21 protein-coding genes are annotated in these 22,940 nt (G+C 69.9%); 8 read left to right on the top strand and 13 right to left on the bottom strand.

The features are described 5' to 3' along the window. Position 1 precedes the first annotated feature (1 nt). The 3 genes from QFZ27_RS19310 to QFZ27_RS19320 are packed head-to-tail and all read right to left on the bottom strand — an operon-like array spanning position 2 to position 3,615. Positions 2–2,119: a xanthine dehydrogenase family protein molybdopterin-binding subunit gene (locus QFZ27_RS19310; protein ID WP_429228009.1), complete on the bottom strand. Its 2,118-nt coding sequence runs from the start codon at positions 2,117–2,119 to the stop codon at positions 2–4. Continuing rightward, complete coding sequence (locus QFZ27_RS19315; RefSeq protein ID WP_429228010.1) at positions 2,116–3,105, bottom strand: FAD binding domain-containing protein; 990 nt, start codon at positions 3,103–3,105, stop codon at positions 2,116–2,118. Before QFZ27_RS19315 ends, QFZ27_RS19310 begins: the two co-directional genes overlap by 4 nt. A 3-nt stretch (positions 3,106–3,108) precedes the next feature. After that, the gene (locus tag QFZ27_RS19320; RefSeq protein WP_429228011.1) at positions 3,109–3,615 is read right to left on the bottom strand and encodes a (2Fe-2S)-binding protein; all 507 of its coding nucleotides are present in this window, start codon (positions 3,613–3,615) and stop codon (positions 3,109–3,111) included. 155 nt (positions 3,616–3,770) lie between these two features. Here QFZ27_RS19320 and QFZ27_RS19325 point away from each other — a divergent pair, with 155 nt between their 5' ends. Further along, positions 3,771–4,142, top strand: a complete 372-nt coding sequence (locus QFZ27_RS19325; protein ID WP_429228012.1) for a winged helix-turn-helix transcriptional regulator — start codon at positions 3,771–3,773, stop codon at positions 4,140–4,142. 9 nt (positions 4,143–4,151) lie between these two features. Here QFZ27_RS19325 and QFZ27_RS19330 read toward each other — a convergent pair whose 3' ends face one another. The 5 genes from QFZ27_RS19330 to QFZ27_RS19350 form a co-directional block, all read right to left on the bottom strand. Next, on the bottom strand, positions 4,152–6,461 hold the full coding sequence (locus QFZ27_RS19330; RefSeq protein WP_429228013.1) for a calcium-binding protein: 2,310 nt from the start codon (positions 6,459–6,461) through the stop codon (positions 4,152–4,154). A gap of 103 nt (positions 6,462–6,564) precedes the next feature. Next, entirely contained in the window at positions 6,565–7,743 is a 1,179-nt protein-coding gene (locus QFZ27_RS19335; protein WP_429228014.1) for a glycoside hydrolase family 172 protein, read from the bottom strand. Positions 7,744–7,763: 20 nt separating this feature from the next. Continuing rightward, entirely contained in the window at positions 7,764–8,603 is an 840-nt protein-coding gene (locus QFZ27_RS19340) for a carbohydrate ABC transporter permease (protein ID WP_429228015.1), read from the bottom strand. Further along, positions 8,596–9,510, bottom strand: a complete 915-nt coding sequence (locus QFZ27_RS19345; protein WP_429228016.1) for a carbohydrate ABC transporter permease — start codon at positions 9,508–9,510, stop codon at positions 8,596–8,598. Before QFZ27_RS19345 ends, QFZ27_RS19340 begins: the two co-directional genes overlap by 8 nt. A gap of 250 nt (positions 9,511–9,760) precedes the next feature. Continuing rightward, on the bottom strand, positions 9,761–11,119 hold the full coding sequence (locus QFZ27_RS19350; protein WP_429228017.1) for an ABC transporter substrate-binding protein: 1,359 nt from the start codon (positions 11,117–11,119) through the stop codon (positions 9,761–9,763). 162 nt (positions 11,120–11,281) lie between these two features. Between QFZ27_RS19350 and QFZ27_RS19355 the strand changes: the two genes are divergently transcribed. The 6 genes from QFZ27_RS19355 to QFZ27_RS19380 all read left to right on the top strand — a co-directional run bounded on the left by QFZ27_RS19355 (position 11,282) and on the right by QFZ27_RS19380 (position 16,930). Then, complete coding sequence (locus QFZ27_RS19355) at positions 11,282–12,292, top strand: LacI family DNA-binding transcriptional regulator (RefSeq protein WP_429228018.1); 1,011 nt, start codon at positions 11,282–11,284, stop codon at positions 12,290–12,292. A gap of 121 nt (positions 12,293–12,413) precedes the next feature. Beyond that, entirely contained in the window at positions 12,414–13,556 is a 1,143-nt protein-coding gene (locus QFZ27_RS19360; RefSeq protein WP_429228019.1) for an ABC transporter substrate-binding protein, read from the top strand. A gap of 54 nt (positions 13,557–13,610) precedes the next feature. Next, on the top strand, positions 13,611–14,489 hold the full coding sequence (locus tag QFZ27_RS19365; RefSeq protein ID WP_429228020.1) for a branched-chain amino acid ABC transporter permease: 879 nt from the start codon (positions 13,611–13,613) through the stop codon (positions 14,487–14,489). Further along, positions 14,486–15,457 carry a branched-chain amino acid ABC transporter permease gene (locus tag QFZ27_RS19370; protein ID WP_429228021.1) on the top strand — a complete coding sequence of 324 codons (972 nt, stop codon included), beginning with the start codon at positions 14,486–14,488 and terminating at the stop codon, positions 15,455–15,457. Before QFZ27_RS19365 ends, QFZ27_RS19370 begins: the two co-directional genes overlap by 4 nt. Then, a complete protein-coding gene (locus QFZ27_RS19375; RefSeq protein WP_429228022.1) occupies positions 15,454–16,197 on the top strand; it encodes an ABC transporter ATP-binding protein in 744 nt (247 codons plus the stop codon). The genes QFZ27_RS19370 and QFZ27_RS19375 overlap by 4 nt, the downstream gene beginning before the upstream one ends. Beyond that, a complete protein-coding gene (locus tag QFZ27_RS19380; protein WP_429228023.1) occupies positions 16,187–16,930 on the top strand; it encodes an ABC transporter ATP-binding protein in 744 nt (247 codons plus the stop codon). Before QFZ27_RS19375 ends, QFZ27_RS19380 begins: the two co-directional genes overlap by 11 nt. A gap of 12 nt (positions 16,931–16,942) precedes the next feature. Here QFZ27_RS19380 and QFZ27_RS19385 read toward each other — a convergent pair whose 3' ends face one another. From QFZ27_RS19385 to QFZ27_RS19405, 5 genes are all read right to left on the bottom strand, one after another. Next, positions 16,943–17,470, bottom strand: a complete 528-nt coding sequence (locus tag QFZ27_RS19385) for a hypothetical protein (protein WP_429228024.1) — start codon at positions 17,468–17,470, stop codon at positions 16,943–16,945. Then, a complete protein-coding gene (locus QFZ27_RS19390) occupies positions 17,457–18,467 on the bottom strand; it encodes a UxaA family hydrolase (protein ID WP_429228025.1) in 1,011 nt (336 codons plus the stop codon). Before QFZ27_RS19390 ends, QFZ27_RS19385 begins: the two co-directional genes overlap by 14 nt. A gap of 27 nt (positions 18,468–18,494) precedes the next feature. Continuing rightward, positions 18,495–19,433: a 5-dehydro-4-deoxyglucarate dehydratase gene (kdgD, locus tag QFZ27_RS19395; RefSeq protein WP_429228026.1), complete on the bottom strand. Its 939-nt coding sequence runs from the start codon at positions 19,431–19,433 to the stop codon at positions 18,495–18,497. Positions 19,434–19,485: 52 nt separating this feature from the next. Further along, positions 19,486–20,436 (bottom strand): LysR family transcriptional regulator, encoded by a 951-nt coding sequence (locus QFZ27_RS19400; protein ID WP_429228027.1) that lies wholly within the window; start codon positions 20,434–20,436, stop codon positions 19,486–19,488. Between the two features lie 269 nt (positions 20,437–20,705). Continuing rightward, positions 20,706–21,398, bottom strand: coding sequence for a FadR/GntR family transcriptional regulator (locus tag QFZ27_RS19405; protein WP_429228029.1), 693 nt, complete (start codon positions 21,396–21,398; stop codon positions 20,706–20,708). Between the two features lie 223 nt (positions 21,399–21,621). Between QFZ27_RS19405 and QFZ27_RS19410 the strand changes: the two genes are divergently transcribed. After that, on the top strand, positions 21,622–22,938 hold the full coding sequence (locus tag QFZ27_RS19410) for an L-fuconate dehydratase (protein WP_429228031.1): 1,317 nt from the start codon (positions 21,622–21,624) through the stop codon (positions 22,936–22,938). The last annotated feature ends 2 nt before the right edge of the window (positions 22,939–22,940 follow it).

Consider the following 22,940-nt stretch of genomic DNA (forward strand, 5'->3'; position numbering starts at 1 on the left):
GTCACCCCATCAGATGCTCCGGCCGGATCGGCAGCTCGCGCACGCGCACTCCGGTGGCGTGGAACACGGCGTTGGCGATCGCCGCGCCGATGCCGATGGCACTCAGCTCGCCGATGCCGCGGGCGCCGAGCGGGCTGGCATGCGGGTCGGGCGCCTCGACGAAGGCGACGTCGATCTCGCCCACATCGGCGTTCACCGGAACCAGGGTGCCGGCCAGGTTCTTCGACAGGAACCGGCCGAGGCGGGGATCCATCTCCGAACGCTCCAGCAGCGCCTGGCCGATCCCCCAGATGATCCCGCCGGTCATCTGGCTGCGCGCGGTCTTCGGATTGAGGATCCGGCCGGCGTCGTAGACGCCGACGACGCGGCTGACCCTGGGGATCGGAATGTCGCGGTCGACCCGCACCTCGGCGAACACCGCCCCGAAGCTGAAGATCGGCGGGGTCGCCTCGTTGTCGTCCGGCGCCCATTCGCCGTCGGCCGACAGCCGTTCGACGCCGAGCCGTGCCAAAGCGCCGGCATAGCCTTCGGGCCCGTTGGCGCCGCCTTCGACGAGCTTCTCCCTCAGCGTTGTGGCTGCCGCCTGCACGGCGGAACCGACGCTCATCGAGGTCGAGGAGCCGCCGGTGAAGGTGGTTTTGGGCAGCGCCGTGTCGGCGATCGCCAGATCCACTTGCTCGACCGCCACGCCGAGCGTATCGGCGGCGATCTGGCGGAGGATCGTGCTCAGCCCCTGGCCGACATCGTGGGTGGCGGTCTCGACCAGCACCCGGCCGTCGCGGCCGATGCCGATCCGCGACGTGGCCGGAAACCGGAAGGCCCGCAGCACGGCGGTCGCCATGCCCCAGCCGACCAGATCCCGCCCGTCGCGCATGGAGCGTGGTGCCGCCGAACGCTCGGACCAGCCGAACCGGCGCGCACCCTCCGCATAGCACTCCCTCAGCCGCTTGGAGGAGAAGGGGCGGCCATCGGCCGGATAGGCCTCGGCGTAGTTCCGAAGCCGGAGCTCCAGCGGGTCCATGCCGAGGCGGACGGCGAGCTCGTCCATGGCGATCTCGACCGGGACCAGGCCGACGCCGCCGAAGGGCGAGCGCATGGCCGAGGGGCTGGCGCGGTCCAGGCGCCTGCGGCGGTGGCTGATCTTGAAGCTCGGCGTGGCGTATATCGCCGCCGTGTCCCAGCCCGCCGCCTCGATGTAATGGCCGATATGGGAGCCCGCAGCGACGACGTCGTGACGGACGCCGGTAAGGCTGCCGTCGGCCCAGGCGCTCAGGGCGACCGTCTGGCGGGTCGCCGACTGGTAGCCCCAGGCCGTGTAGGTCTGGGCGCGGGTCAGCACCAGCTTCACCGGGCGCTCCAGCGCCCGCGCCGCCATGGCCGCGAGCAACTGGTGCGGCAGGCCCCAGAGCTTGGCGCCGAAGCTGCCGCCGATGAAGTCGTTGCGGACCCGCACCTGCGCCGGATCGAGCCCGAGCGCCTGGGCCAGCGCCTCGCGCTCCTCCGCCACCCCTTGGGTCGAATCATGCACGGTGAGCTGCCCGTCCTGCCAGATCGCCAGGATCGCCCCCGGCTCGATCGGGTTGTGATGTCGGTCGGCGGTGACATAGACGGCCTCGGTCCTGGTATCGGCCTCGCCCCAGGCCGCCGCCACGTTGCCCCAGGCGGTGTCGAGCGGCAGGCCGAAGAACTCGGCGACCGGCTCGGCGCGTTCCGGGTCAGCGAGGAAGTCCGCCTCGAACGGCTCCTCGTCATAGGCGATGCGGACGAGGCGCGCCGCTTCCGTCGCCTGCTCCGGCGTCCCGGCGACCACCAGCGCCACGGGCTGTCCCTCGTACAGGACGCGGTCGCCCTGCAGCGGCGGCAGGCTGTCCTCCGCCAGCACCACGGTCACCTTGCCGATGCGCGGCGCGTTCTCATGAGTGAAGATCGCGATCACGCCGGGGGCGACCGATGCCCGGCCAAGCTCGATCGCCGTGATGCGCGCCTTCGGCCGCGTCGCCGGCACGATCGCCGCGTGAACGGCGCCGGCCGCCGGCGTGTCGGCGGCGTAAAGCGCCGCGCCGGTGACCTTCGCCGGTCCGTCCCGGCGGCTGACCGCCTGCCCGATTCCGCCGCTCATGCCACGCCTCCCACGATCTGCAGCGCCCGAACGGCGGCGCGCTTGGCCAGTTCCACCTTGAAGCCGTTCCGGCGCAGTGGCCGCGCCTCGGCGAAGCCGATGTCCACAGCGCGCCGCAGGGCGGGCTCGTCCCCCAGTGTGACGCCCCGCAGGGCTTCCTCCGCCTCCCTCAGGCGCCACGGCTTCGCCGCGACGCCGCCGAGCGCGATCCGCGCCTCGCGGATCACCGCGCCGTCGAGGTCGAGCCCGACTGCCGCCGAAACCAGCGCAAATTCGTAGGACGCCCGCTCGCGCAGCTTGAGGTAGTGCGATCGGCGCGCGGCTGCGAAGGCCGGCGCTTCGATCGCGGTGATCAGCTCGCCGGGCTCCAGCACGGTCTCGCGGACCGATCCGTGGTCGGGCAGGCGATGGAACTCCGTGACCGGGATCGCGCGCGGCCCGTCGGGCCCATCGACATGCACCACGGCATCGAGCGCGGCCAGGGCCACCGCCACATCCGACGGATGGGTCGCGACGCACTGCTCGGTCCAGCCGAAGATCGCGGCCGACCGGTCCTCGCCCGCCAGCGCCGCGCAGCCGCTGCCTGGCCGGCGCCGGTTGCAGGGCAGGTCGACCTCGGCCCGGAAATAGGGGCAGCGCGTCCGCTGCATCAGGTTCCCGCCGATCGAGGCCATGGTGCGGATCTGGGCGGAGGCGCTCTGCAGCAGCGCCTGCGAGACGGCCGGCCAGTCGCGCCGGATCGCCGGATGCTCGGCGACGTCGCTCATCCGGGCCAGCGCCCCGATCCTCAGGCCGCGATCGTCGATCGCGACGCCGTCGAGGCCGGACACGCCGTTCAGGTCGACCAGGCGCCGCGGCGCGGTGATGCCGTCCTTCATCCAGTTGAGAAGCTCGGTGCCGCCGGCGATCACTGCCGTGCCCGGCTCGGCCGCGGCTCCGATCGCTTGCGCCAGGGTCGCTGCCCGCTCATAGGCGAAGCTCTGCATGGGTCAGCTCCCGGTTGCGGCCGCCGCGGCCCGCACCGCGGCGACGATCTGCGGATAGGCGGCGCAGCGGCAGAGATTGCCGCTCATGGACTCGCGGATCTCGTCGTTCGAGCCGGCATGCCCCTCGCGGATGCAGGCGACCGCCGACATGATCTGCCCCGGGGTGCAGAAGCCGCACTGGAACGCGTCGTGCTCGATGAAGGCGGCCTGCACGGGGTGGAGCCGGTCGCTCTCGGCAAGCCCCTCGATCGTGGTGATCTCGCGGCCCTCGGCCATGACCGCGAGCGTCAGGCACGACAGCACCCTGCGGCCGTCGACATGCACGGTGCAGGCGCCGCATTCGCCGCGGTCGCAGCCCTTCTTGGTCCCGGTCAGGCCGAGATGGTCCCGGAGCGCGTCGAGGAGCGTGACGCGAGGATCGATCCTGAGCTGCCGTGAGCGGCCGTTGACCCGCAGGGTCGCCTCCGCCGCATCCTCGGGGGCCTCGATGGTGGTCGGTTCGGCGTCCATGGTTCTCGCCCTTCCTGCTGCGCCCGAGGCCGGATTCGGCTCGTTCGGTCTGATCGGAAGGTATGGACTCCTTGATTTTCCTCAAGTACCTACTTTAAAGTCAGGTACTTACCTAATGGTAAGATTCGTGGCGCTGCAAGACATGCGAGGACATCATGAGGGGAGAGCAGCCCTACAGTTGCGGCCTGGGGCCCGCCCTGGAGGTCATCGGCGGCAAATGGAAGGCCCTGATCCTTTGGGAGATCCAGGTCGAGCCCCGCCGGTTCGGAGAGCTGAAGCGGCTGGTGCCGGGGATCAGCGAGAAGATGCTGATCCAGCAGCTGCGGGAGATGGAGGCGGACGGCCTGGTCCACCGCGAGATGTTCCACGAGGTGCCGCCGCGGGTGGAGTATTCGGTGACCGCGCTCGGCACCTCGCTCAACCAGGCGCTGGGCCCCCTGGCCGATTGGGGCGAGGCGCATGCGGAGCGGATCGGCACGGCCCGGCAGCGTCGGGAAGCGCACGGCATGCTGGAACCGGCGTCGTAGCTGCGCCAGCTACAGCACGAAGTCGGCCGCCACGAGATTGATGGTGCCGGTCAGGACGATATTGAAATCGGCCGTGCGGTTGCCGTTGACGTCGCCGGAGACGATGGTCCGGCCGGAATCGTGCCAGGTGTGAAGCTGGCCGGCCACGCCGGTGAAGGCGGCGCTGCCGATGAAGCTGAAGGCCTGGTCGCCGGCGACCGTGAACCTGGCGTCGATCGCCGCCAGGTCGATGCGGTCGCCCTGGGCGTGGCTGAAATCGGTGATCCGGTCGGCATTGGCGCCGACCACGCTGTCGGCGAGGGCGGAGAAATAGTAGCGGTCGCCTCCGGCCCCCCCGGTGAGCGTGTCCTTGCCGGCGCCGCCGACGAGGGAGTCGTTGCCGCCCCAGCCTTGCAGCACATTGGCGCCGGCATTGCCGAAGAGGCTGTCACTGCCCTGGCTGCCGGAGACGTTCTCGATCCCGCTCAGGGTATCGCCCTGGGCCTCGCCGCCGCTGCAATTGCCGCTGACCAGACTGACCACGACCCCGACGGCGCCGCTGTAGTAGCTGGCGGTGTCGGTGCCGGCGGCGCCCGTCAGCGCATCCGCCCCGGCGCCGCCGCGGAGGACATCGTTGCCGGCGCCGCCGTCGAGCTGATCGTTGCCGGTCTCGCCCGACAGCGTATCGCCGACGATCCCGGACATGCCGGTGGCGAGCACGTCGTTGCCGGCGCCGCCGCGCAGCTCGACCGCGAAGCCCCAGCTGTTGGTGCGGATACGGTCGTCGCCGTCGGAGCCCTGGATCACCTCCCAGTTCCGCCAGACATCGGCGCCGATGTCGGCGTCCAGCACGCCGGCCTGCCAGTCGGCCACCATGGCGCGGGTGAACACCATGGTGTCGCGGCCGGCGCCGCCATCCATCACATCCGTCTCGGTGCTGACATAGAGGAAGTCGTCGCCGTCGCCGCCGTGGAGCGTGTCATCGCCGACACCGCCGATCAGCGTGTCGGCGCCGCCCAGGCCGTCGAGGACATCGTTTCCAACATAACCGCGGAGCCGGTTGGCCATGGCGGAACCGGTCAGGGCGTCGTCAAAACCGGTGCCGTCCACATTCTCCAGATCCGTCCCGATCACGTCTCCCTGGGCTTCGCCGCCGGAGGCGGTCAGGGCAGCCAGGCTGACGGTCACGCCGACACTGCCGGCGTATTCGAGGGTGTCGATTCCGGCGCCGCCGCTGAGACGATCCGCACCGCTGCCGCCGTCGAGGCCGTCATCGCCGATACCGCCGATGAGCGTGTCGTTGCCGTCATGACCGATGAGTGCGTCGTTGCCCTCATAGCCATTCAGGACATTGGCGGCCGCGCTGCCGATCATGCTGTCGCCGGCCGTGCCGCAGTTGACGTTCTCGATATCCCTAAGGTCGTCGTCCTGGGCATCGCCGCCGCTCCCGAGGCCGGATCTCAGGTCGACCGACACCGCGACGGTGGCGCCGTAATAGCTGGCGAGATCGATGCCGGCGCCGCCGGCGAGCACATCGGCCCCGGCGCCGCCGCGGAGCACGTCGTTGCCGTCGTTGCCGGAGAGGTCGTCATCCCCGGCCAAGCCGGCGAGAACGTCGTTTCCGCCGAAGCCGGACATGGAGTTGGCGACCGCGGAGCCGGTGAGGGTATCGCCATGGGCGCTGGAGCCCCTGACGCCCTCGATGCCGGAGAACACATCCCCCTGACCGTCGCCACCGCTGCAGCGGCCCGTGCCGAGATCGACCGTCACTCCCGCCGTGCTGTCGGCGTAAAAGATCACGTCGCGGCCCGTGCCACCGGCGAGCACATCGGCTCCGGCGCCACCCTCGAGGTAGTCGTCGCCCGATCCGCCGTTGAGGACGTCGTTGCTGCCGCGGCCGCGGAGAGTGTCGTTTCCGTCGAGGCCGATCAGAGTATTGGCCACCGCGGAGCCGGACAGACCATCGGCGAGGTCGGATCCCTGGACGTTCTCGATACCGGAGAACGTGTCGCCCTCGGCGTCGCCGCCTTTGCCGTGGCCGGTGGTGAGATCGATGATGACGGTGCTGATCAGGCTGGTGTTGTAGACGATGGTGTCGATGCCCGTGCCGCCGAGCAGCGTGTCGGCCCCGGCGCCACCAATCAGGGAATCGTTGCCGTCGCCACCGTCGATCAGGTCGCCGCCGTCGCCGCCGTAGAGGACGTCGGTGCCGCCGAGGCCGTTCAGCGTGTCGTCGCCTGTCGTCGCCAGAGGGATGTCGGTGAAGCCGGGCGGGGCGATCACCCCGTCGCCGGAGGCGTGGATCACGTCGTTGCCTGCGGTCCCATTGACGACGGCCATGGTCGGTCTCCCGAGCTGGAGGGGGCGAGCGCGCCCGAGCTGCCTCAGTCTGCCAGGAATCCGCTGCCGGTGGCGTCAGCCGAATAGGGGATATGAGCCGGCCTCAGCCCCTTTCCTCGAACGGCGCCCGGAAGCTCGGCAGCCGGTCCGCCGCTGCGGGCAGGGGCGGGAAGGGCTTGTGCGGCTCGGCCTGGTACCAGAAGGCGGTGCTCGACACCTCGTCGTCGCGCCGGTTGGCGTGGCCGCGCTCGATGGTGACCCGGATCGCACGCTTGAACACCACCGGGTCCTCGATGTGGAAACGGTAAAGGGTCACCGGCTCCTGCCAGTTCGGGCCGCCGCCGGCGATGATGCCGTGATAGGGGGCGGAATACTCCTGGTTCGGGCACCAAGCGGTGTTGAAGTAGTCCTCGGTGCCGGTGCCGTGCAGCGTCGGCGGCCAGGCGTCGTTGGCGCCGGCTGAGCTTTCCGGCCTATCGGCGATCACCGGCTGCGGCGCCTCGGCCGCGATCTGCCGCCTGCGGCCGGCATCGGGCACCGAGATCCCGGGCTCGCCGTCGACGAAGATCATGTCGTCGCCCTCGCCGTACCAGTCCCAGTTCTGCGACCGGCGCAGCGAATAGACGCTCAGCAGGCAGCCGACATAGTGGCCGTGCCCGGCGGCGTCGAGGATGGTGTGGTTCCTCGCGCCGTCGGTGTTGACGCCGCCGAACAGCACCTCCTCGTTGGTCAGGGCTCCCTCGTCAAAGGGCTGCGGCGCGGCCCGGCGCCACTGGGCGTGGAAGCGGCCGAGGCCGTCCTCCAGCGCGTCGTGCAGCTCCAGGTCGATGTAGTAGTAGAACAGCAGCTCGTGCTCGGCCTCGTTGGTCACGGCGAAGCGCATGCCGGCCGCGAAGGGCATCGGGAAATAGCAGTTCAGCGCCTTGCCGTCCTGCGGGCTCATCTGCAGCGGCAGGCTGGCGAAGGTGCGGGTCTGGCCGTGGCCCATGCCGAAGAAATCGCCCAGCGGGCATTCGATGCTGGGCTCGGCCTCGCCATCCCACCAGGCGCGCAGCACGATCTTGCGCAGCGCGTGGCGGCTGGCACAGTTGATGGTCACCCAGATGTGGGTGACCACGCCCGCGCCCGCGGCCTCGGCGATCGTCACCGTCTCGCCCGGGGCGACGTGCAGCCGGTCGTCATTGCCGCCGGTGCGGTCCCAGCTGGAGAAGCGCCGGGTGCGGGCCTGGCGCAGCTTGGCGAGGCCGCGCAGCGGCGACAATCCGGCATTGCTCTGCATCATGAGGTCTCCCGTGGCGGCGGCTATTTCAGCCCGCCGGTCTTGATCGATTCGATGATCTGCCGCTGGAACAGCACGAACAGCAGCAGGGTCGGCAGCGCCACCACGGTGGAGGCGGCCATGATGTAGTTCCAGGAAGCGGAGTACTGGGCCTGGAAGCTGGCGACCGCGACCTGCACCACCCAGAGGTCCGGGTCGGTGGTGATGGTCAGCGGCCACAGGAAGGCGTTCCAGTTGGCCAGGAAGAAGAAGATCGCGAGCGCCGCCAGGATCGGGCGGGACAGCGGCAGCACGATGCTCCAATAGACCCGCCAGTAGCCGGCGCCGTCGATGAACGCCGCCTCCTCCAGTTCGCGCGGCACGTTCAGGTAGAACTGGCGCAGCAGGAATATGCCGAAGGCGTTGAAGATCGCCGGGATGATCAGCCCGCCATAGGAGTTCACCAGGCCGAGCTGCCGCACCAGGATGAACAGCGGCACGATGATCACCGGCAGCGAGATCAGGAAGGTCGCGAACATGCCGAGGAAGATCGCCTCGCGCCCCGGGAAGCGCAGCCGGGCCAGGGCATAGCCGGCCATGGAGTGGAACAGCAGCGCGATCACCGTCACCGACCCGGCGACGACCAGCGTGTTCAGCAGGAAGCGCAGGAAATCGACCTCGGTGAAGACGTAGAGGAAGTTGTCCAGCGTCGGCCGCGCCGGGATCAGCCCGGGGTCGAAGATTTCGTCCGGCCCCTTGAAGGCGATCGACAGCATCCACAGCAGCGGCGCCACGGCCATGAGGGCCGCGACGGCCGAGGCCAGGAACCAGACGGTGGCGGCCGGGCGGAAGGCGCGGGCGGGGAGGGCAGCAGCGTCAGTCATAATCGAAGCGCCCGCCGCGCGTGGCCCGGAACAGAACGGCGGTGAAGGCCAGCAGGATGACCACCAGCACCGACGCCATCGCCGCGGCATAGCCGTATTCGCCGAACTGGAAGGCCTGCTCGTAGATGTAATAGATCGCCAGGGAGGTCGAGTTCGCCGGGCCGCCCTTGGTCATGACATAGACCAGGTCGAAGGTCTGGGCCCCGGCCACGGCGGCCACGGTCGACACCAGCAGCACGAAGAAGCTGGTCGGGCGCAGCAGCGGCAGGACGATGTAACGGAAGGCCGCGACCGGCCCGGCGCCGTCGATCCGCGCCGCGTCGAGATATTCTCGGGGGATGTCCTGCAGCCCGGACAGGAAGATCAGCATGTAGTAGCCCATCAGGAACCAGACGCTGACGCCGACGATGGCATACAGCGCCAGGCTGGGGTCGCCGAGCCAGGACAGGCCGCCGAGCCCGATCGCGGCCGAGACCCGGCTGATCGCGCCGATCTTGTCGATCAGCAGCACCTGCCAGATCAGCCCGACCACCACCAGGCTGACCATGTGCGGCAGGAAGAACATGGCCCGGAACAGGCCGGAGAAGCGGCTGCGCCGGTGCACCAGCAGGGCCAGGCCCAGTCCGGTGACATAGAGGCTGGGCACCAGCAGCACGACATACAGCAGGGTGACCTTCAGGCTCTCCAGGAACAGCGGGTCGGCCAGCATGCGGCGGTAGTTGGCCAGTCCGACGAAGCGGTAGCCGCCGAAGCCGGTGACGCCGAAGAAGCCGAGGCTGAGCGACAGCAGCATCGGCCCGCCGACGAACACCAGCAGGCCGAGCGCGTCGGGCAGCACGAAGAGATAGCCCGCGATCCATTCGCGATGCCGGGCAGACAGGCGGCGGCGCTTCCGGACGCTTGCCAATGGAACCGCCGTTGGAGAGGCCGTGCTCATACCGTCGGCCATCCCTCTGAGTCCCCCCTCCCCTTGCGGGAGGGGGGCAGGGGGAGGGGTCTGCGCGCGTCCGCGCGCGTGTGCGGTGGATTGTCTCCGGAGTCACCGACGCCTGCAGGCCAGCGCCGGTGCATGCCGCGAGACCCCCCTCCCCCTAGCCCCCTCCCGCGAGGGGAGGGGGGACTAAGGAAGTGATCGGGAACACCATGCATCGCCCAGCTCATAAAATCGGCGCGCCGTCATAGCCGGCCAGGAAGCTGTCGATCTGCTGCGCCGCCATCTCGGCCCGCTTGCCCGGGTCCTCGCCGTTCAGCTGGCAGGCCTGGATCGCGTCGGAGATCGCCTTGTACACCTGCGGCGGCACCCGCGGCTCGCCGCGTGCAGTCGGGAACACCTGCTCGGCGAAGGTCTTCATCGCGCCGCTGCCATAGGCCTGGGCGGCCGTGGCCTCGGCGAAGGCCGATTTGCGCGGCGGCATGTCGCTCTTGGCCTTGGTGCACCAGTCGACGGCGCGCTGCACCGAGCCGGGCTCCATCGACCCCAGCGCCCAGGCGCAGAACTTGCCCGCCGCCTCGGTGTTGCGGCCGTTGGCGTTGGCGACGAAGGCCCAGCCGCCGGCCACGGTGCGGTCCTGCCCGCCCGGCGGCAGCGGCAGCTTGAACACGCCGTATTCGAAATTCGGGTCGGCGTTGCGCAGCGCGCTGATGCCCCAGATGCCGACATTCTGCATGGCGCAGAAGCCGGAGCCGAGATTGGCGGCGATGTCGTTGGCGCCGTAGCCCAGCGGCTTGCGCGGGGCGACGCCCCGGGCGACCGCGTCCTGCCAGAACTTCAGCGCGGCCTTCGCCGCGTTGGAATTGAAGCCGCTCTTGCCGTCCTGCCCGACGATCTCGCCGCCGCCCTGCCACAGGAACGGGTACCAGGTGAAGTTCTGGTAGTAGCCGGGATTGGTCTCGAACAGGATGCCGAAGCGCTTGTCGTTGGTCAGCGTCTTCGCCACCTCCAGCAGCTGGTCCCAGGTCTTCGGGATGTCGGCCTCGCCGATGCCGGCGTCCTTGAAGGCCTTGACGCTGTAATAGATCGCCATCGGCTCGACCTCCATCGGCAGGCCGAACAGGCCGTCATCGACCACCCGGGTGGCAATAGCGGTGTCGTAGTAGTCGGCGCGGGCCTCGGCCGCGACATAGGGGGCGAGGTCCAGGAGCGCGCCGCCATTGTGGTAGCGCAGGAAGTCGCCGGGGCTGATCAGGAAGATGTCGGGCCCCTCGCCGGCGGCGAAGGCGGTCTGCAGCTTGGTGCCGTTGATGTATTGCGAGGTCGGGATGTATTCCAGCTCGACCTTCACCTCCTGGCTGTCGTTCCAGCCCTTCACCGTGTCCTGGAACCACTTTACCTGGCCCGGCACGGCGCCGCCCGGCGCATAGAACTGCCAGAACTTCAGCGGCCCCTCGGCCGCCCGGGCGCGGGACAGGTACGGCATTGGCAACAGGCTGCCGCCGACCAGGGCGGTGCCGGCGGCCAGGAGCTTGCGGCGGCCGAGCGGGTGTCCGGGCGTGGTGGTGCCGTTGCGGCGGGTCATGGCGGTCCTCCCCTTGTCGCGACGCGATGCGTCAGCCTGGGCCTTCGGGCCCGGCGAAGTCGCAGCCCGGCGGTACCGTTCGAACCGCGGTCGGCGACTTGTCTGAAACGTTTCAGAAAAGCTATCATCCGGTTCGCGGCTTGGCAACGGCTTCGGGGCGACATGACGACATTGCGGGATGTGGCGAACCGGGCCGGGGTGTCGATCGGCTCGGTCTCGGCGGTGATCAACCGGACGGCACCGGTCAGCGCCGCGTTGCGCCTCCGGGTGATGGCGGCGATCGACGAGCTGGGCTATGCCCCGGACGGGGTGGCGCGCAGCCTGAAGACCGGCCGCACCCGCACCATCGGCCTGGTGCTTCCGGACATCACCAACCCGCTCTTCGCCGCGCTGGCCGCCACGATCGAGCGGGCCTGCGATGCCGTCGGCTATGCGCTGGTGCTGTGCGCCACCGCCGACGACCCGGAGAAGGAGCTGCGCGCCCTGCGGCTGATGCGGACCCAGCGCGCCGACGGGCTGATCCTGGTGCTGAGCGGGGTCGAGCCCGGCAATGCCGAGGCGATCCGCCGCCTCGTCACCGGGCCTGCGGTGCTGGTCGACCGCACGCTGCGGGGCCTCGCCGATTTCGATTCCGTCACCGTCGACAACCGCGCCGCGGCGCGGCTGGCGGTCGAGCATATGATCGGCTGCGGCCATCGCCGCATCGGCATCGTCACCGGCCGGCCGGGGATCTCGATCTCGACCGAGCGTTTCGAGGGCTACCGCGATGCCCTGGCCGCGGCCGGCATTCCCCTCGACGACGACCTTGCCGCCTGCGGCGACTTCCACATCGAGACGGCGCTGCAGGCCACGGCGGCGCTGCTGCGGCGGCGGCCGCGGCCGACCGCCATCTTCTCGACCAGCAACCTGACCACGATCGGGGTGATGCGGGCGATCGCCGACCAGGGCCTCGGCTGCCCTCAGGATGTCTCGGTGGCCGGCATCGACGATTTCGAATGGAGCACCGCCTTCTCGCCGCGGCTGACCGCCGTGGTGCAGCCGGTGCAGGCGATCGGTGAGCGGGCGGTGGAATGCCTGCTGGCGCGCCTCGCCGGCCCACCGCCGGCCGAGCCGGTGCGCGACGTGTTCGCGCCGCAGCTCGTGGTCCGGGATTCCTGCCGCGCGATCGGCTGACCGACCCATGGGGTGCTTTTTGTCCGATATTTGACGTCAGGCCCCTCGTCGCACGATCCTCCCTGTGGTAGTCGGCCGGAATCATCCGCAGAACAACAGGCTGACAGGGAGGGAAGACGAGATGGGACTGCGATACGCCTTCGGCATGGGCATCGCCCTGGCATTGGCCCTGGCCGGGCCGGCAGGGGCCGAAGACCCGATCCGCATCGCCGATGTGATCGAGCTGTCCGGCGCCGGCGCCACGGTCGGCACCAACTGGAAGAACGCGATCGAGATGGCGGTCGAGGAGATCAACCAGAAGGGCGGCATTCTCGGCCGGCCGCTGGAGGTCACGCATTACGACACCCAGACCAATCCGGGCGTCTCCCGCGCCCAGGTGCAGAAGGCGCTGGACGAAGAGCCCTATGTGATCTTCGGGCCGATCTTCTCCGGCTCCGTGAAAGTCAACATGATGTTGGCGCAGCAGGCCGAGGTGCCGCAATTCACCGGCGCCGAGGCGACCGAACTGACCCATTCCGGCAACCCTTACATCTTCCGCACCTCGATCAGCCAGGCGGCGGCGATGCCGAAGCTGGCGACCTACCTGACCGACGACCTGAAGGCGAAGAAGGTCGCGGTGGTCTGGGTCAACAACGATTTCGGCAAGGGCGGTCACGACGCCATCCTCGAGCAGATGAAGGCGCATGGCATCGAGGTGGTCGCCGACCTGTCGACCGAATCCGGCCAGGCCGACTTCGCCGCCGATGTGGTGAAGCTGAAATCCTCCGGCGCCGACGCCGCCATCGTCTACACCAATGAGGAGGAGAGCGCGCGCTTCCTGCGCGAGGCCCGCAAGCAGGCGATCGCCATCCCGCTGATCGGCGAGACCACGCTCTTGAACCAGAAGGTGATCGACCTGGCAGGAGATGCGGCGAACGGCGTCCGCGGCCATGTCGGGCTGTCGGCCGACGCGCCCTTCGACACCATCCGCGCCTTCCGCGACCGGTTCCAGGCGCGCTACGGCTACCTGCCGGACCACAACGCGATCAAGGCGTATCTGGCGGTCTACGCCGTGCGCTACGCCACCCAGAAGATCGGCAAGGTCGACAGCGTGGCGCTGGCCGAGACGCTGCACGGGCTGAGCATCACCACCCAGGACGAGCCGGGGATCCTGATCGACACCACCTGGGACGCCAATGGCGACGTCGATCGCGTCAGCTTCCTGGCCGAGGTCGAGAACGGCCGGCAGGTGATCGTCAAGACCCTGCCCAGGCTCGGCCAGTAACCGCACGCATCCGGCCCGCCCGGCGCGGCGGGCCGGGGCCTCGAGGACCCCCCCATGGCGAACGTCCTGCAGCTTCTCGCCTCCGGCCTGGCGACGGGCGCGATCTACGCCCTCGTCGCCATCGGCTTCACCCTGCTCTGGCAGACCTCGCAGACCATCAACTTCGCCCAGGGCGAGTTCGTGATGCTGCCGGCCTTCTTCATCCTGGCCGCGATGCGCTTCGGCGACCTGCCGTTCTGGCCGGCCGTGGGGATCGGCGCGGTGCTGGCGCTGATCATCCTCGGCGTTCTGTTCAAGCGCCTGCTGGTCGATCCGATGCTGCGCCACGGGGTGCTGCCGCTGGTGATCGCCACCATCGCCTTCGGCGTGTTCCTGAAAGAGTCGGTGAAGGAGTTCTACAGCGCCGAGGCGCAGCCCTTCCCGGCGCTGGTGCCGGCCGGCGATGTGTCGCTGGGCGGCGTCACCCTGTCGCTGCAGGACCTCGCCGTGATCGCGGTCGCCGTGGTCGCGGTGGTGGTGCTGCAGCTGTTCCTCAACCGCACCCGCACCGGCCGCTGCATGCAGGCCACGGCGCAGAACCCGACCGTGGCGCGGATCCTCGGCATCCCGGTCGAGCGGATGATCCTCTACACCTTCCTGATCAATGCCGGGCTGGTGACGCTGGCCTCGCTGCTGGTCAGCCCGATCTACCTGGCCAAGTTCTCGAATGGCGAGACGCTGGGGCTGGCGGCCTTCATCGCCGCCATCGTCGGCGGCTTCAACCAGATCCGCGGCGCCATCGCCGGCGGGCTGCTGCTGGGCGTGATCGACAACCTCATGGCCGCCTATGTCTCGGCCCAGTATCGCGCCGCTGTGCCGCTGCTGCTGCTGATCGCGGTGATCCTGTTCCGGCCGCAGGGCCTGCTGGGCCGGGCCGAGGAGCGGACGGTATGACCCGGCACCGCATCCTGGCCGGGCTGGCGCTGGTCCTGGCCGTCGCCGGGCTGGCCGCTTTGCCCTTCGGCCTCAAATCCTACGGCATCTACCTGATCAGCACCTGGCTGGTGATGACCATCGCCGCGATGGGGCTGAACCTCACCCTCGGCTATGCCGGCCAGGTGTCGATGGCGCAGGCAGCCTTCGTCGGCATCGGCGCCTACACCGCGGCGATCCTGACCACCCAGGGCTGGCCCTTCGGCGTCGCCTTCCTGGCCGCCGGGGCGATCAGCTTCGTGGTCGGCTGGGGCCTCGGCTATCCGGCGCTGCGGGTGCAGCACCATTACCTGGCCTTCGTCACCCTGGCCTTCACCACGCTGGCCTATCTGGTGTTCCGCAACGAGGAGTGGCTGACCGGCGGCATCACCGGCATCAGCGGCATCCCGCGGCCGGTGGTGCTGGGCTGGAAGACCGGGCAGGCCACCGCCTTCTATCATTTCTGCCTCGGCATGCTGGTGCTGGTGGCGGCCGCCCTGTGGTGGGTCCTGCGCTCGCCCTGGGGCCGCGCCTTCGTGGCGCTGCGCGAGAACCCGGTGCGGGCGCTGTCGCTCGGCGTCGACACCCGGCGCTACACGCTGATCGCCTTCGCCCTGGGCTCGGCCCTGGGCGGCTTCGCCGGCGCGCTCTACGCGCCGCTGGTGCAGTTCGTCGACCCGACGCCCTTCGGCCTCGGCCTGTCGCTGAACCTGCTGCTGATGGTGGTGGTCGGCGGCGCCGGCTTCTTCTTCGGGCCGTTCCTCGGCGCGTTGGTGGCGGTGCTGCTGCCGGAATGGCTGCGCTTCACCGAGGGCTACTACCTGATCCTCTACGCCCTGCTGGTGATGGCGCTGATGACGGCCTGCCCGACCGGACTGCTGGGCCTCGCCGATCGGCTGCTGCGGCCAATGCGGCGCAACCAGGTCGCGGCCGAGGAGGCGGCGCGATGAGCCCGGTGCTGGAGGTCAGCGACTTGCATCGCAGCTTCGGCGGCATCACCGCGGTCGACGGCGTCTCCTTCATCGTCCATCCGGGCGAGATCCTCGGCATCATCGGGCCGAACGGCAGCGGCAAGTCGACCCTGTTCAACTGCATCCTGGGCCAGCTGAAGCCGAGCGCCGGCGAGGTCCGGATCGACGGCCAGCCGGTGACGGGCCTGCGCCCCTGCGACCTCAACCGCATGGGGGTCAGCCGCACCTTCCAGCTGCTGCAGATCTTCCCGCTCCTCTCGCTGCGCGAGAACCTGATCCTGGCGGGGCAGGAGCATCAGGGGTCGATGCTGTCCCGCCTGTTCGGCCGGCGCGACGCCGGGCTGGGCGCCGCCGCCGACCGGATGATCGCCTTCTTCCGGCTGCAGCATCTGGCCGACGCCAAGGCCGGCGGCCTCAGCTACGGCCAGCAGAAGCTCCTGGATGCCGCCATGGCCTTCATGGCCGGGCCGAAGCTGGCCCTGCTGGACGAGCCGGCCGGCGGCGTCAACCCGACCATGCTGGCCGGACTGAAGGACCGCCTGGCCGCGATGAACCGGGAGGAGGGGGCGACCTTCGTGGTGATCGAGCACAACATGGAATTCGTGATGTCGCTGTGCAGCCGGATCCTGGTCCTGGCCGAGGGCCGCGTCATCGCCCAGGGCACGCCGGACGAGATCCGCGGCAACCCCGACGTGATCGAGGCCTATCTTGGACACTGAGGCGCCGATCCTCGACCTGGAGGATGTGGTCGCCGGCTACGGCCGGATGACCATCCTGAACGGCACCAGCTTCAAGGTGGCGCGCGGGGCGATCACCACCGTGATCGGGCCGAACGGGGCCGGCAAGTCGACCGTGTTCAAGACCGTGTTCGGCCTGCTGCCCGCCCGCTCCGGCCGTATCCGCTTCGCCGGCGCCGAAATCACCAACGCCACGCCGCGCCGGCTCTTGGCCCAGGGCCTGTGCTACGTGCCCCAGGGCCGCAACATCTTCCCCGAGCTCAGCGTCCGCCACAATCTCGAGCTCGGCGGGGTGGCGGCGCAGGGCATCGCCGACCTGCCGGGACGGATCGAGGCGGCGATGGACCGGTTCCCGATGCTGCGCCGCAAGGCCGACCGCCAGGCCTCGACCCTGTCGGGCGGCGAGCAGAAGCTTCTGGAGATCGCCCGCGCGTTGCTGCTGGACCCGAAGCTGATCCTGATCGACGAGCCCTCGATCGGCCTGTCGCCGCTAATGGTGCAGGAGACCTTCGCCATCCTGACCGGCCTGCGCGACAAGGGCGTGTCGGTGCTGATGGTCGAGCAGAACGCCCGCAGCGCGCTGCAGATCTCGGATCACGGGCTGGTGCTGGAACTCGGCCGCACCCGGCTGCAGGACCGGGCGGAGGCGATCCTGGCCGACCCCCGGATCGGCGAGATGTTCCTCGGTGGCGGGATGACGGCGGGGACGACCTGAACCCGTCGACCCCTACGTCACCGGCGCCGGATTGAACAGCATCAGCGCGTTGAACAGGCCCCAGCGGTCGGACCAGGGCTTGGTGCGGCCGCTGGCGACGTCGAGGATCAGGCGGAACAGGTCCCAGCCGACCTGCTCGATCGTCGCCTCGCCGCTGGCGATCCGGCCGGCGTCGAGGTCGATCAGGTCGGACCAGCGCTGGGCCAGGTCGGTCCGGGTCGACATCTTGATCACCGGCGCCGCCGCCAGTCCGTAGGGCGTGCCGCGGCCGGTGGTAAAGACCTGCAGCGTCATGCCCGAGGCCAGCTGCAGCGTACCGCAGACGAAGTCGCTGGCCGGGGTGGCGGCGAAGACCAGGCCCTTCTTGCGCACCCGCTCGCCGGGCGAAAGGACGTCGACGATCGGGCTCGACCCCGACTTCACCACCGAGCCCAGGGCCTTCTCGACGACATTGGCCAGGCCGCCCTTCTTGTTGCCGGGCGAGGGGTTGGCGCTGCGGTCGGCCTGGCCGCGGGCGAGATAGGAATCATACCAGGCCATCTCGCGGATCAGGGGCGCGGCCGACCTCCTCGGTCGCCGCCCGCGGCGTCAGCAGGTGGATGGCGTCGCGCACCTCGGTGACCTCGGAGAACATCACCGTAGCGCCGGCGCGGACCAGCAGGTCGGCGGCGAAGCCCACCGCCGGGTTGGCGGTGACGCCGGAGAAGGCATCGCTGCCGCCGCACTGCACCCCGACCACGAGGTCGGAAGCCGGGCAGGTCTCGCGCCGGCGCCGGTCCAGGATCTCCAGCCGCGCCTCGGCCATCGCCAGGATCGAGTCGATCATGGCGCCGAACCCAGCCTCTTCCTGCAGCCGCACGATGCCCGGCGGCGCCCCGTCCGGCAGCAGCCGCTCGGGCTGCAGCTTCTCGCAGCCCAGGCCGACGATCATCACCTCGCCGCCGAAATTCGGGTTCAGCGCCAGGTTCTGCAGGGTGCGGATCGGCACCACCGCCTCCGGCGCGTTGATCGCCACGCCACATCCGTAACTGTGGTTCAGCGCCACCACGTCGTCGACATTGGGGAAGCGGGGCAGCAGCTGCTCCTTGATCCGCTTCACCGCGAAATCCAGCGTCCCGGCCACGCATTGCACGCTGGTGCTGATCGCCAGCACGTTCTTGGTGCCGACCGACCCGTCCCGGTTGCGGAAGCCCTCGAAGCTGTAGCCGTCGAGCGGCGGCAGCGGCGCCGGCGCCCGGGTGGCGAGCTCCAGCCGGTCGAGATCCGGCGCGGCGGGGACCAGCACCGCCGCCTCCTCGACCCAGTCGCCGGCCGTCAGCGGCCGGGCGGCGCGGCCGATCACCTCGCCATAGCGCCGGATCTCGGCGCCCTCGGCGATGTCGGACAGCGCCACCTTGTGGCCCTGCGGCACGAACTGCCGCAGGGTCGGGCCGTCCGGCAGGCGCGTGCCCTCCGGCAGGCCGAAGGAGTTGACCACGATGGCGACGTTGTCGGCCTCGTGCAGCCGGATGGTGCGGGGTGTGTCCGCGTGGGTCACGCCTGGCTCCGGCATCGTCGCTCTCCGTTACGCCGCGGCGGCGAAGCTGCTCCGCGCCAGGCCCCGCACCAGGGCCGCCAGCTGCTCGGTCTCGGCCTCGGTCAGGTCGTGCAGCGGCGCCCGCACCGGGCCGGAATCCCGGCCGATCACCCGCATCCCGGCCTTGATGATCGACACCGCATAGCCCTTGCGGCGGTTGCGGATGGTCAGCAGCGGCAGGATGAAGTCGCGCAGGCCCGCCTGCACCGTCTCGCGGTCGCGGCGGCGCACCGCCGCGTAGAACTTGGTCGCGAACTCCGGCACGAAGTTGAACACGGCGGAGGAATAGGTGGTCACGCCCATCTCCAGATAGGGCAGGGCGTAGGTCTCGGCCGTCGGCAGCCCGCCGATATAGGTCAGCCGGTCGCCCATGCGCAGCTGGACCCGGGTCATCAGCTCGATATCGCCGATGCCGTCCTTGTAGCCGACCAGGTTCGGGCAGCGCTCGCACAGCCCGGCCAGGGTGTCCTCGGTCACGATCGCGTTGTCGCGGTTGTAGACGATGACGCCGAGCTTGGTCGACGCGCAGACCGCCTCGACATGGGCGGCCAGCCCCTCCTGCTCCGAATGCACCAGATAGGGCGGCAGCAGCAGGACGCCGTCGGCGCCGGCCCGCTCCGCCGCCGCCGCCATCTGCTTCGCGATCTCGGTGCCGTAGCCGGCGCCGGCGAGAACCGGCACCCGGCCGCGGGTCTCCTCCACCGCCGTCCTGACCACGGTCTCGACCTCGGACGGCGCCAGCGAGAAGAACTCCCCGGTGCCGCCGGCGGCGAACAGCCCGGCGACGTCATAGCCGCACAGCCAGTCGAGATTGGAGCGGTAGCGCTCCGCGTCGAAGGCGTTGTCGCGGTCGAAAGGGGTGACGGGGAAGGACAGCAGGCCGGAGCCGAGCCGCTGCGCCATCTCATTCGGGGTCATCCTGGCCATCAATCGTCCTCCCGGCATCGAAATCAAGGTCGATCCCGTTCTAACGTCCGGATCAATTCCGTTCCAACCCGATTGCTGGATCGATCGATGCGACTTCGGTATCGGCTGGGCGATGCTGCTCCGCCAGGCCGCGGGCGATGTCGAGGATCGCCGGCAGCAGCGGATTGTCGTTGTCCTGGCGCCAGGCGATGTACAGCTCGGCCGAGCGCGGCGAGGCGAGATCGAGCGGCCGCAGCACCACGCCCCGGCTGTACAGGTGCAGCGCCGCCTCGGGCACGATCGAGACGCCGAGGCCGGCCCGCACCAGGGCCAGGATCGAGTGGATCTGGCTGAGATGCTGGACATAGTCCGGCAGCAGGCCGGAGCGGGCGAACAGCTCGATCACCAGGTCGTGGAAATACCGCGCCTCGTAGGGCGCATACATGATGAAGGGCTCCCCCGCGAAGTCGCGCAGCGACAGGCTGGGCGCCTGGGCGAGGGGGTGGTCCTCCGGCAGCGCGGCCATCAGCCGTTCCTCGGCGACGCGGAAGCTGGCGGTGCCGGCCTGCACCACCGGCGGCCGCAGCAGCCCGGCATCGATCTGGCCGTTGCCGAGCGCCTCGAACTGGTCGCCGGAAACCATCTCGCGCAGCACCAGGGTGACGTCGGGCAGCCGGCGGCGGCAGGCGGCGACCAGGTCGGGCAGGCAGCTATGGGCCGAGGTGGCGGTGAAGCCGATGCCGATCGCGCCGGCCCGGCCGGCGGCGACGCGGCGGGCCAGCAGCGCCGCGCCCTCGGCCTGTTTCAGCAGCCGCCGGGCCTCGACCAGGAAGCTCTGCCCCGCCGGGGTCAGCCGCACCGACCGGCTGGTCCGCTCGAACAGCGCGACGTCGAGGATGCGCTCGAGGATCTGCACCTGCCGGCTCAGCGGCGGCTGGGTCATGTTCAGCCGGGCGGCGGCTCGGCCGAAATGCAGCTCCTCGGCGACGGCGACGAAGCAGCGCAGCTGGTTCAGGTCGAACATCGGTGGGCGTCCCGCGTCAGTCAGGGGCGGAGTGTGCCCCGTCTGCCGCCGGTGGCGAAAGGGGAGGGGCCGGATCGGCCCCCTCACCGCTTCAGCCCGACCCGGCGGATCTCGCCGGCGACGAAGAGGTAGGCGGCCATGGCGACGGCCATCGGGTTCCTCCCGGGATTCGGCTGTGCAAGCCTTCGGGCGCAACCCTAGGAGCGGGTTCGATCCGGTTCTATTGCCGAATGGGCATCGATCGATCCAGGAATGGCATTGAAGCCGTCTCAATCCCAGACCGTCAGCATCTCCCGCTGCACATAGTCCAGATGCGCCGCCATCGCCGACCGGGCGCGGTCCGGGTCGCCGGCGGCGATCGCGGCGGCGATGCCGTCATGGTCGGCCATGATCCGGTCCAGGAGCGCCGGCTGGCGGGCCAGATGCTGGTGGAAGGCGGCGCTCAGCCCTTCCTCGCGGCCGCGCCACAGGGTCAGGGCGATCTCCCGCAGCGCCTGGTTGCCGCAATGCTCGGCGATCAGCAGGTGCAGGGCCCGGTCCGCTTCCTGCGACCATTCCCGCCGCGCCGTCTGGCCGCGCATGGCGGCGACGATGCCGGCCAGCTCGGCCCGGCCCTCGGCGGTGATGTGCCGGGCCGCCAGCGCCGCCAGCTCCGGCTCCACCAGCGCCCGGGCCTGCATGATCTCCAGCGCCGAATGGTCGGCCTCGGGCAGGGCGCTGCCGGGCCTGGCCGCGGTGCGGACGAAGGCGCCGACCCCGATCTTGACCTCGACCAGCCCCGCCACCTCCAGCGCGATCAGCGCCTCGCGCACGGTTGGGCGGCTGACGCCCAGCTCGTGCGCCAGGTCGCGCTCGGACGGCAGTTGCTGCCCCGGCTTGAACTCGCCGGATTTGATCGCCGCCGTGATCTGCTCGGCGATCTGGATGTAGAGCTTGCGATTGACGACCGCTTGAAGGGGCATCCTGCCCTGCCGCTCGAAGGTCTCACCATCGGCCCGGACGGCGCCAAAAGAATCTTCTTCTAAATCCCATTTGAGCTGGCCTGACCACTTGACAGCCTATCCGGGGTCACGCCCTAATGCCAGCGCTCTGCCGTCGATCGGCGGGGCAAAGCCGCCGGAGAAGCGGCTGTGGAACGTCGCTCGGGCCGCTGTCATGGCGCGCCGTCCTGGGACGGAGACACCCTTGAAAATCGACCGGATCAGCGTCCTCGACATCCGATTCCCGACCGCGAAAGCGCTGGACGGGTCGGACGCCATGAATCCCGACCCCGACTATTCCGCCGCCTATGTGATCCTGTCGACCGATGACGGGCTGGAAGGGCACGGCCTGACCTTCACCATCGGCCGCGGCAACGACATCGTCTGCGCCGCGATCGAGGCGTTGAAGCCGGCGGTGCTGGGCCGTGACCTGGCTGAGTTCATCCGCGACATGGGCGCCACCTACCGCCGCCTGACCGGCGACAGCCAGCTGCGCTGGCTGGGGCCGGAGAAGGGGGTGATGCAGCTCGCCACCGCGGCGATGCTGAACGCGATCTGGGACCTCTGGGCCAAGGCCGAGGGCAAGCCGCTGTGGCGCCTGCTGGCCGACATGACGCCCGAGGAGACGGTGCGCTGCATCGACTTCCGCTACATCACCGACGCCCTGACGCCGGATGAGGCGGTGGAGCTGCTGCGCCGACAGGAGGCCGGCAAGGCGGAGCGGATCGAGCGTCTGCTGGCCGAGGGCTATCCCGCCTACACCACCAGTGCCGGCTGGCTCGGCTACAGCGACGACAAGATCCGCCGGCTGGTGCGCGAGGCGCTGGCCCAGGGCTTCAAGGCGTTCAAGATCAAGGTCGGCGCCGATCGCGAGGCCGACCTGGCCCGCGCCGCCCTGGTGCGCGCCGAGATCGGCGACGACCTGACCTTCATGGTCGACGCCAACCAGGTCTGGGATGTGGGCCAGGCGATCGAATGGTCGGTCGCGCTCCTGCCCTTCAAGCCGCTATGGGTGGAGGAGCCGACCAGCCCGGACGACATCCTCGGCCATGCCGCGATCGACCGGGTGCTGCGGCGCTACGGCACCCGGGTCGCGACCGGCGAGCACGTCCACAACCGGGTGATGTTCAAGCAGTACCTGCAGGCCACGGCCATGGGGTTCTGCCAGATCGACGCGGCCCGGGTCGGCGGGGTGAACGAGAACCTGGCCATCATCCTGATGGCGGCCAAGTTCGGCGTCCCGGTCTGCCCCCATGCCGGCGGCGTCGGCCTGTGCGAATACGTGCAGCACCTGTCGATGTGGGACTTCATCTCGGTCAGCGGCAGCAAGGATCGCCGCTTCATCGAATATGTCGACCATCTGCACGAGCATTTCGTCGACCCTGTGCGGATCGAGAACGGCTGCTATGCCGTGCCGACCGCGCCTGGCTATTCCATCGCCATGAAGCCCGCCTCGCTCCGGGCCCATCGCTTCCCCGACGGCAGCGCCTGGCGCGACGAGCCGGTCGTGAAGGACGGCTGAGC

This window comes from Inquilinus ginsengisoli (assembly GCF_050434925.1).
Taxonomy (GTDB): domain Bacteria; phylum Pseudomonadota; class Alphaproteobacteria; order DSM-16000; family Inquilinaceae; genus Inquilinus; species Inquilinus ginsengisoli_B.

Excerpts from the sequence above, each read along its gene's own strand:
- QFZ27_RS19310 (WP_429228009.1), bottom strand. The coding sequence starts at position 2,119 with ATGAGCGGCGGAATCGGGCAGGCGGTCAGCCGCCGGGACGGACCGGCG.
- QFZ27_RS19315 (WP_429228010.1), bottom strand. The coding sequence starts at position 3,105 with ATGCAGAGCTTCGCCTATGAGCGGGCAGCGACCCTGGCGCAAGCGATC.
- QFZ27_RS19320 (WP_429228011.1), bottom strand. The coding sequence starts at position 3,615 with ATGGACGCCGAACCGACCACCATCGAGGCCCCCGAGGATGCGGCGGAG.
- QFZ27_RS19325 (WP_429228012.1), top strand. The coding sequence starts at position 3,771 with ATGAGGGGAGAGCAGCCCTACAGTTGCGGCCTGGGGCCCGCCCTGGAG.
- QFZ27_RS19330 (WP_429228013.1), bottom strand. The coding sequence starts at position 6,461 with ATGGCCGTCGTCAATGGGACCGCAGGCAACGACGTGATCCACGCCTCC.
- QFZ27_RS19335 (WP_429228014.1), bottom strand. The coding sequence starts at position 7,743 with ATGATGCAGAGCAATGCCGGATTGTCGCCGCTGCGCGGCCTCGCCAAG.
- QFZ27_RS19340 (WP_429228015.1), bottom strand. The coding sequence starts at position 8,603 with ATGACTGACGCTGCTGCCCTCCCCGCCCGCGCCTTCCGCCCGGCCGCC.
- QFZ27_RS19350 (WP_429228017.1), bottom strand. The coding sequence starts at position 11,119 with ATGACCCGCCGCAACGGCACCACCACGCCCGGACACCCGCTCGGCCGC.
- QFZ27_RS19355 (WP_429228018.1), top strand. The coding sequence starts at position 11,282 with ATGACGACATTGCGGGATGTGGCGAACCGGGCCGGGGTGTCGATCGGC.
- QFZ27_RS19360 (WP_429228019.1), top strand. The coding sequence starts at position 12,414 with ATGGGACTGCGATACGCCTTCGGCATGGGCATCGCCCTGGCATTGGCC.
- QFZ27_RS19365 (WP_429228020.1), top strand. The coding sequence starts at position 13,611 with ATGGCGAACGTCCTGCAGCTTCTCGCCTCCGGCCTGGCGACGGGCGCG.
- QFZ27_RS19370 (WP_429228021.1), top strand. The coding sequence starts at position 14,486 with ATGACCCGGCACCGCATCCTGGCCGGGCTGGCGCTGGTCCTGGCCGTC.
- QFZ27_RS19375 (WP_429228022.1), top strand. The coding sequence starts at position 15,454 with ATGAGCCCGGTGCTGGAGGTCAGCGACTTGCATCGCAGCTTCGGCGGC.
- QFZ27_RS19385 (WP_429228024.1), bottom strand. The coding sequence starts at position 17,470 with ATGGCCTGGTATGATTCCTATCTCGCCCGCGGCCAGGCCGACCGCAGC.
- kdgD (WP_429228026.1), bottom strand. The coding sequence starts at position 19,433 with ATGGCCAGGATGACCCCGAATGAGATGGCGCAGCGGCTCGGCTCCGGC.
- QFZ27_RS19400 (WP_429228027.1), bottom strand. The coding sequence starts at position 20,436 with ATGTTCGACCTGAACCAGCTGCGCTGCTTCGTCGCCGTCGCCGAGGAG.
- QFZ27_RS19405 (WP_429228029.1), bottom strand. The coding sequence starts at position 21,398 with ATGCCCCTTCAAGCGGTCGTCAATCGCAAGCTCTACATCCAGATCGCC.